The following is a 7,998-nucleotide window of genomic DNA, read 5'->3' on the forward strand; positions in this document are numbered from 1 at the left end:
TGGTGGCGCTCGCCAAACGCTATTACGAGGAGGACGATGCCAGCGTCCTGCCGCGCTCCATCGCCAGTTTCGAGGCGTTCGAGAACGCCATGAGCCTGGATATCGCGATGGGTGGATCGACCAACACCGTGCTCCACCTGCTCGCCGCCGCGCACGAGGCGGGGGTGGACTTCACCATGCGGGACATCGACCGCCTCAGCCGCAAGGTGCCTTGCCTGTCCAAGGTCGCGCCGGCCAAGGCCGACGTGCACATGGAGGATGTTCACCGCGCCGGCGGGATCATGGCGATCCTGGGCGAGCTCGACCGCGCCGGGCTGCTTCACACCGCGCTGCCGACCGTCCACTCGCCGACGATGGGCGATGCGCTGGACGATTGGGACGTGATGCGCACCGGCAATCCCAGGACGCACGAATTCTACCGCGCCGCGCCCGGCGGCGTGCCGACGCAGACCGCCTTCAGCCAGTCGCGGCGGTGGGACGACCTCGATACCGACCGGGAAACCGGAGTGATCCGGGCCAGGGATCATGCCTTCAGCCAGGATGGCGGGCTGGCCGTGCTGTACGGCAATATCGCCCGCGATGGCTGTATCGTGAAGACCGCGGGCGTGGACGAGAGCATCCTCACCTTCAGCGGCCGGGCCCGCGTGTTCGAAAGCCAGGACGCGGCGGTCGCGGCGATCCTGGCGGACGAAATAGTGGCGGGCGACGTGGTGGTGATCCGCTACGAGGGGCCGAAGGGCGGGCCCGGGATGCAGGAAATGCTCTATCCCACCAGCTACCTCAAGTCGAAGGGGCTTGGCGCGCAATGCGCTTTGCTGACCGACGGGCGGTTCTCTGGCGGCACGTCGGGCCTGTCCATCGGGCACGTCTCGCCCGAAGCGGCGGAGGGCGGGGCCATCGCCCTGGTGGAGGAAGGCGACGCGATCGCCATCGACATTCCCAACCGCACCATATCGCTCGGCATTTCGGAGCAGGACTTCGCCAACCGGCGCGCGGCGATGGAGGGGCGTGGCGAGGCCGCCTGGCAGCCCCGCGACAAGCGCGAGCGGCGCGTGACCGAAGCCCTGCGCGCCTACGCCGCGCTCACTACCAGCGCGGCGCGCGGCGCGGTGCGCGATGTCGATCAGGTGACGCACGGCGCATGAGGGCATGTGCGCTTCTCGCTGCGACGGCGCTCGCCGGCTGCGGGGCGGGGGATGCCAAGCCACCCGGGCAGATCATCGAGTGCGCGCTGGAGGGGGCGGGGTCGTTCGCGCCCGATTGCACCATGCAGCGCGGCGAGGGCCGGGGGACGGACGTGCTGATCGTGCGGCACCCCGACGGCAGCTTCCGTCGCTTCGAACTCGGCGTTCCGGGGCGCGGTATCGTCACCGCGGACGGCATGGAACAAGCCGAGGTGGAGCGCGGCGAAGGCCTGGTTGAGCTGCGCGTCGGATCCGATCGCTACCGGATACCGGTCGCCCGATGAAACCCACGACCGATCCGGTTCTGACCGCGCGGGAAATGCGCGGCGCCGAAGAGCGGCTGATGGCGGGCGGCGCGACCGCGCGCACTCTGATGGAGATCGCCGGGCGCGAAGCCGCCGACTGGGTGTGGCGCGCGGCAGCGGGGCGAAGCGTTACCGTGTTGTGCGGGCCTGGTAACAATGGCGGCGATGGCTTTGTAATTGCTAGGGTCTTGCAGGAAAGGGGTTTGCCGGTCGAGGTGATCGCGCCGCTCGATACCGGCGCGCAGGCGGCAGGCGAAGCGCGCGCCGCCTATGCCGGACCGATCGTGGAAAGCGCCGACAACGCGGTGCTGGTCGATTGTCTGTTCGGAACCGGGTTGAGTCGCCCCCTGGGAGGCGATCTGACTGGTCTGCTGCGCGATCTGGCTCAGCGTCATGCCTACCGCATCGCGGTCGATCTGCCGAGCGGAGTCGAAAGCGACGCTGGCCGGATGCTCGACGAAGACCTGCCCGACTATCACCTGACCATCGCGCTCGGCGCGTGGAAGCGCTCGCACTGGCTGATGCCGGCAGCCGCGCGCATGGGGGAGCGGCGGCTCGTGGATCTCGGGATCGGGGAGGTCGCGGGGGCCGCGCGCCTGTCCACCACGCCGCAAGTCTCGCCGCCGCCCGCTTCGGCGCACAAATATTCGCGCGGTCTGCTGGCCGTGGTGGGTGGCGCGATGCCGGGCGCCGCGATGCTGGCGGCGCGCGCGGCCATGCGCGCCGGAGCAGGGTACGTGAAGCTGCTCGCCGATTACAAGAGCCCCATGACGCCCGACGAACTCGTCGTCGACGATTCGGCGCTGGAGGAAAGTCTTTCTGACGAGCGGATCGACGCGGTTGCGATCGGTCCCGGCCTGGGCCGTGACGCCGCGGCGCGCGGACGTCTGCTGACGGCACTGGCCCGCGCCGACCGGCTCGTCCTCGACGCCGACGCGCTCATGCTGCTTCGCCCGGGCGATATCGAAGACGGGCAGGAGGTGTTGCTGACGCCGCACGGCGGAGAACTCGATGCGCTATGCCAGGCCTTCGGGGTAGAGGCGAGCGATCGGATCGAACGGGCGCTGGCGGTGCATCGGTTGGCGGGTTGTGCGATCCTCGCCAAGGGTCCGGACAATGTGCTGATCGATCAGGATGGGCAGATCACGCTGTTCCCGCCCGCGCCGTCCTGGCTCTCGACCGCAGGCACGGGCGATGTTCTGAGCGGTATTGCCGCCAGCCGCATGGCGACAGGCAAGAACGCGGGCGATGCCGCGGAAGAAGCGGTCTGGCTGCACACGCTTGCCGCCCGGATGACCCCGGCTCCCTTCTGCTCCGGCGATCTTATACGTTATATTCCAATTGCCTACGAGCATTTTCTGTGAACGAACCGGACTTGATCACCCGCCTCGCCGCGAAGGGCGACGGCGTGACGGCGAGCGGTCGTCATGTGGTTCTCGCCGCTCCGGGGGACCTGGTGGAGGCGGACGGCACGCTCCACCCCGGTCCGCATCACGTCGCCCCGCCATGCCGGCATTTTCCGACCTGCGGTGGATGCCAGTTGCAGCACGCAGACGAGGAGACGCTGGCCGACTTCGTGACCCAGCGAGTCGAGAACGCCGCCCGCGCCCAGGGTCTCGTCCCCCGCGCACTCGCGGCGCCTGCCATGTCTCCGCCTCGCTCCCGCCGCCGTGCAAGCCTGAAGATCGCGAACGGGGGTGGCAGGCCGATCATCGGTTTCACCCAGGCTGGCTCGCACCGCATCGTCGACATGCGCGAGTGCCACGTCCTGCTCCCCGACCTGTTCGCTCTGGTTCCCAAACTCCGCGACTACTTCGCCGGAAAGAGGGGAAAATATGCGATCGGCGCCGAGATGGCGCGCAGCGACCAGGGTGTCGACCTCGGACTGACGGGCTTCTTTCCCGATGGTCTTTCCGAGACCGAGGCGCTGCTCGATTTCGCGCGCGATAACGGCCTGGCGCGTCTGACGCTCGATCAGGGGTACGGCGCGGAAGGGTTCTGGGAGCCGGAGCCCGTGACCGTCACGCTCGGCGGCCACCGCGTATCCTTTCCCGCCGGGGCGTTCGTGCAGGCGACTGCGCAGGCCGAACGGGCGCTGACCGGGGCCGCCCTGGAATGGCTCGACGGCTGCGACCAGGTCGCCGACCTGTTCTCGGGTCTGGGAACCTTTGCAATCCCCTTGGCCGCAAACGCGAAAGTGCTGGCGGCAGAGGCAGACCGCGCGGCCGTTCTCGCCTGTCGCGGCGCCGCGAATTCCGCCGGGATTCCGGTTCAGGTCGAACACCGCGACCTGTTCCGCAACCCGCTTCGCGCCGAGGAGCTGCGAGGGTTCGACGCGGTGCTGCTCGACCCGCCGCGCGCCGGGGCACGGACGCAGATCGAGCAGATCGCGGCGAGCGGCGTCGGGCGCGTCGTCTATGTCAGCTGCAACCCGTCGAGCTGGTCGCGCGATGGGCGGGTGCTGGCCGATCATGGCTATGCGCTGGAGGAGCTGCGTCCCGTAGGCCAGTTCCGCTGGTCAACCCATGTCGAGCTGGCGAGCCTGTTCGTGAAGCACGACTAGCAGGCGCTCGGCCAGCCAGTCGGCGTCCTCGGGCGCGGAGAAGGCGTGGTCCGCCTGTTCGCGCTTCATGATCCGATCATCGTTCTCCGGCCAGCTTCGCGCAAATGCCTGTGCGGTGCGGTCGCGCCCCGCCAGGAGAATTTCGACAGCCCCGTGGTAACGCGCAAGACCCGCCGCCATGTCCTCGATCAGGGGTGTTGGCGGCGGGGGGGGGCGCAGCGCGGCCACCATTCCGCGCAGCAGGCTGGCGTAGGATACTCCGCCGGTGACGAGCCTCGCCAGTTCGCGCGGATTGCGCAGCTTTTCCGAATAGCGGGCGCGGATGGCCGCGGGCGGGAGCGCCGCGTCGTCGCTTTCGAACGTCCAGGGGTTGGCCAGAACGAGCGCGTCGCATCCGCCCCCCGAAACCAGCATCAGCGCCGAAGCGGCATCGCAATTGCCAAAGGCCACCACGCGCCGCACACGGGGCGCTTCGCGGCGAAAGGCCCGGATTGCAGCACCGAGATCGGCTCCGGCATCGCGGAATCCGCAATTGTCGCCGGAACTGTCGCCTACGCCCCGCCGATCGAACCGCCAGACGGGATAGCCGGACCGCGCGACCCGCGCGGCGAGGCGCGAGAGCGACCCGAACGGCCCACTGCGGACCTCGTTTCCCCCGCCCAGGATCAGCAGCCCGCTCGCGCCCTCGGCCTCGTCCAGCGTGGCGACGAGCGTTTCGTCCTCGCATGGGAAGCTGACGAACCGCCGGGTCACGCGAACCGCTCCGCGACGATCGCGGCCAGCGCGTCGGCCTGCGCCGCATCGTGCGCCGGTTCTGCTCTCAGCCACAGGCCGGGGCCGGGCAGATCGGACTGTGTTACCTGGTGGGCAGGCGGGCGCGGCGGTGCGGCGGTCTCCAGCTGCGCAATCATCGCCGGTCCGAGTTCGAAACCAGCGAGCGTGCAACCCTCCCGCCGCGCATGCGCCAGCAACGTCTCGCGCGAGGTATCGTGACCAGCCTCCCGATCCGCGAGTATGCGCGCGCGCAGGAGGGCGCGGAGTATCGTCTCTCCCCTGACCGGAGCGTAACACAGGCCCGGAAGAACGCCCGGGTCGATGAGCGCCCCCGCGCGCAGCGTCACGACATGGGTAACGCCGCTCTCCCTCGCCAGAGCGGCAATGGCGGTCCGCCATCTGTCGAGCGACTGCTCCCCCAGCGGCGCAAGGCTTTCGTTCAGACCGGGAAGATCGGGAAGCAGGCTGTCGATACCGGCACGATCGAGCCGCCGCATGATCTCCACGGTGAAATGGCGCAGCTTGTGTCCCTCGTCGAACAGCGCCGGAACAACGAGTGCGCGCCGCTCGCGCTGCCTGTCGAAGCGAAGCAGGTATTCCGCGCTTCCCGAAGACGGAGCCCAGGTGGCGGGCCGCATGGCCGGATCAGCTGGCGCGCTTGCGCTCGACGAAATCGCGCAGGCCGCCATAGGTTTCGAGCATCTCCCCCTCGACGTCCTCGTCGTCGATGACGATGTCGAGCCGATCCTCGATCTCGGTCAGCAGACCGGCGACCGCCATCGAATCGAGTTCGGGCAGGTGTCCGAACAACCCGCTGTCGTCATCGAGCGCAGTGACCCGCTGGGCCGACAGGCCGAGCACGTCGGAGAGAACCTCGCGCAGCACCAGGTCGGTTTCGCCGGCGACTTGCCGGGTCTGGGGAAGGTTGGGGGCCATCCGCCTGCCCCTAGCCACCCCGCGCGGCGGGCACAAGCTTGCGCGCGATACGCCGGGCGAGCGCGGGCCAGGTGCGCGGGGTGCGCGGGTCGAGGCAGGTGATGCGATGACGGGTGCGCGTCTCTTCCATCCAGTCGGCCTTGTAGGCATCGTTTCCAGTTCCGAAATCGACACAATCGACCCCGGCCGCGTCCAGCGCATGTTCGAACAGGGCGGCTGTCAGAACACTGCCCGGCGAGAGGCGCGTCGCGTCCTGCCGGTGGGCGAGCTTGTGAATGAAGGCGGTGCCATTCTCGATGGTCCAGAACTGGGCGGCGACAGGCTCGCCGTCATGCCGGGCGAGACCGAACAGGAAGTGTCCCTTGCGCGACTGGGCGATCGCGAATCGTCTGAGGAAGTCGGGATCGCCCTCGGCGGGCTTCCAGCTGACCGCGTAGATCTCCTCGAAGGCTTGCCAGTCCTCGTTCGAAAAGGTCGTCGCTATCTGCGTCTGGACGGCCTTGGCCTTGCGTTTCAGCGTGGTGCGCAGGCGACCGGGGCGCGTCGCCAGATAATCGGCGAAAGGGCGTCCAGCGGGGCGCAGGATGTGGTTCGTATCCGCCGCTTCGCTGAAGACACGCCACCCGCCTTCCCGGAAGGCGCGGACGAGAATGCCGGTCACGTCGCGCTCCGCCGGGACGCCAGCGAAATCGATGCGCGCATGGTTCGTGCGCAGATCGCGCGCCAGGTTCGCCAACAGACGCGGGGCCGCGGGGCCGCTCAGCAGCGGTTGCCAGGTGAACGCGTACCAGTTGGCGAGACTTTCCAGCCCCCTCGGCCCGCGGTTCAGCGGCAGCAGCACGCGGCTCGACCCTTCGCGGGCCGTCGCATAGAGGGGGCGGGTTCTGCGCGTCTCGAGCAACGCGAACCAGTCGCGCGTGGCGAACGGACCCGGCCCCCACCAGGCGGGGTCTTGCAGGTCGTTTACCGTCTCGTGATATGCAATCGTCGTCACGTCACCCAAGCCGCCGAGTAATCCATGTCCGCCGCGCCCCTTCCCGCCATCCTGCCGATCGACCACCTCACCGAGAGAGGGGCGGACGACACGCCGGCGCTGGTTCTGCGCGGGGAGACCCTTACCTTTGCGGACTTAAGAAGCCGTGTCGCGAGCCTCGCGGGGTGGCTGGCGCAGCGCGTTCCGCTACGCGGTGCGCGGGTGGCGAGCTGGGCTGCGAAGGGGGAGGCGACCTGCCTTCTCCCGCTCGCCGCGGCGCGCGCCGGACTGGTGCACGTCCCGATCAACCCGCTGCTCAAGAGAGCGCAGGTCGCGCATATCCTCGCCGATAGCGGCACATCGCTGCTCATCGGAAACGAAGCCCGGCTTTCCTCCCTGGAACAGGGCGATAGGCCGGACACCTGCGACATTGTGGAGGAGCGTGACGCGCTCCTGTCCGCGCGGGGCGCAGGCCCCAATGCGCCCTGTACGGCCGATCCGGACAGGCTTGCCGCAATTCTCTATACCAGCGGGTCGACCGGAAAGCCCAAGGGCGTGATGCTGAGCCATGCGAACATGTGGCTGGGGGCGGCCAGCGTGGCCGGTTATCTCGACCTCGAACGGGACGACGTGACGCTCGCCGTCCTGCCGCTGAGCTTCGATTACGGGCAGAACCAGCTGTTCTCGACCTGGTATGCGGGCGGGTGCGTCGTGCCGCTCGATTATCTGACCCCGCGTGACGTTATCAAGGCGTGCGCGCGCCACGGCGTCACCACGCTGGCCGCCGTCCCGCCGCTTTGGCGCCAGCTCGTGACGCAGGACTGGCCGCGCGAGGCGGCGACGTCTTTGCGGCGCCTCACCAATAGCGGCGGTGCCCTGACCCGCGATCTGGTAAGTGCCCTGCGCACGACCTTCCCCGATGCCCGCCTGTTCCCGATGTACGGTCTGACCGAGGCGTTCCGCTCAACCTACCTCGATCCCGATCTGGTCGACAGTCATCCGACCTCGATGGGGCGCGCGATCCCCTTTGCGGAAATTCTCGTCATCGGTGCGGATAGCGCCATCGCCGACGAAGGCGAACTGGTGCATTGCGGCCCGCTGGTGGCGCAGGGGTACTGGCGCGATGCGGAGCGCACGGCCCTTCGGTTCCGGCCCGCGCCGGCGGCGTCGCGCCACGGCGGCATGGCGGTATGGTCAGGCGACACCGTCCGGCGCGACGAAGACGGCCTGCTCTACTTCGTGGGGCGCGACGATGCGATGATA

The 7,998-nt window shown here is 68.8% G+C and carries 9 protein-coding genes; 5 read left to right on the forward strand and 4 right to left on the reverse strand.

The window, feature by feature from the left end:
• The 4 genes from EG799_RS13850 to EG799_RS13865 form a co-directional block, all read left to right on the forward strand.
• Nucleotides 1–1,145 (forward strand): dihydroxy-acid dehydratase domain-containing protein (locus EG799_RS13850; RefSeq protein ID WP_181950937.1); only part of this gene is annotated, 1,145 nt, incomplete at its 5' end.
• Nucleotides 1,142–1,468, forward strand: coding sequence for a hypothetical protein (locus EG799_RS13855; RefSeq protein ID WP_123883175.1), 327 nt, complete (start codon nt 1,142–1,144; stop codon nt 1,466–1,468). The genes EG799_RS13850 and EG799_RS13855, both read left to right, overlap by 4 nt.
• On the forward strand, nt 1,465–2,853 hold the full coding sequence (locus EG799_RS13860) for an NAD(P)H-hydrate dehydratase (RefSeq protein WP_123883177.1): 1,389 nt from the start codon (nt 1,465–1,467) through the stop codon (nt 2,851–2,853). Before EG799_RS13855 ends, EG799_RS13860 begins: the two co-directional genes overlap by 4 nt.
• Nucleotides 2,850–4,052, forward strand: a complete 1,203-nt coding sequence (locus EG799_RS13865; RefSeq protein ID WP_123883179.1) for a class I SAM-dependent RNA methyltransferase — start codon at nt 2,850–2,852, stop codon at nt 4,050–4,052. The genes EG799_RS13860 and EG799_RS13865 overlap by 4 nt, the downstream gene beginning before the upstream one ends.
• Here the strand turns inward: EG799_RS13865 and EG799_RS13870 are convergent.
• Genes EG799_RS13870 through EG799_RS13885 form a run of 4 tightly spaced genes read right to left on the reverse strand, consistent with a single transcriptional unit; the run spans nt 4,008 to nt 6,756 of the window.
• Nucleotides 4,008–4,805: a hydrolase 1, exosortase A system-associated gene (locus tag EG799_RS13870; RefSeq protein WP_123883181.1), complete on the reverse strand. Its 798-nt coding sequence runs from the start codon at nt 4,803–4,805 to the stop codon at nt 4,008–4,010. The genes EG799_RS13865 and EG799_RS13870 overlap by 45 nt on opposite strands.
• Nucleotides 4,802–5,464, reverse strand: coding sequence for a hypothetical protein (locus EG799_RS13875; RefSeq protein ID WP_123883183.1), 663 nt, complete (start codon nt 5,462–5,464; stop codon nt 4,802–4,804). Before EG799_RS13875 ends, EG799_RS13870 begins: the two co-directional genes overlap by 4 nt.
• A gap of 7 nt (nt 5,465–5,471) precedes the next feature.
• Nucleotides 5,472–5,762: an acyl carrier protein gene (locus tag EG799_RS13880; protein WP_123883185.1), complete on the reverse strand. Its 291-nt coding sequence runs from the start codon at nt 5,760–5,762 to the stop codon at nt 5,472–5,474.
• 10 nt (nt 5,763–5,772) lie between these two features.
• Nucleotides 5,773–6,756, reverse strand: a complete 984-nt coding sequence (locus EG799_RS13885; protein WP_158611085.1) for a GNAT family N-acetyltransferase — start codon at nt 6,754–6,756, stop codon at nt 5,773–5,775.
• A 24-nt stretch (nt 6,757–6,780) separates the two neighbouring features.
• On the opposite strand from EG799_RS13885, the gene EG799_RS13890 reads away from it, so the two are divergent.
• The coding region (locus EG799_RS13890; protein WP_123883189.1) for an AMP-binding protein at nt 6,781–7,998 on the forward strand (1,218 nt) is incomplete at its 3' end.

The organism is Aurantiacibacter spongiae, assembly GCF_003815535.1.
In the GTDB taxonomy this organism is placed as follows: domain Bacteria; phylum Pseudomonadota; class Alphaproteobacteria; order Sphingomonadales; family Sphingomonadaceae; genus Alteraurantiacibacter; species Alteraurantiacibacter spongiae.

Excerpts from the sequence above, each read along its gene's own strand:
- EG799_RS13875 (WP_123883183.1), bottom strand. The coding sequence starts at position 5,464 with ATGCGGCCCGCCACCTGGGCTCCGTCTTCGGGAAGCGCGGAATACCTG.
- EG799_RS13860 (WP_123883177.1), top strand. The coding sequence starts at position 1,465 with ATGAAACCCACGACCGATCCGGTTCTGACCGCGCGGGAAATGCGCGGC.
- EG799_RS13855 (WP_123883175.1), top strand. The coding sequence starts at position 1,142 with ATGAGGGCATGTGCGCTTCTCGCTGCGACGGCGCTCGCCGGCTGCGGG.
- EG799_RS13880 (WP_123883185.1), bottom strand. The coding sequence starts at position 5,762 with ATGGCCCCCAACCTTCCCCAGACCCGGCAAGTCGCCGGCGAAACCGAC.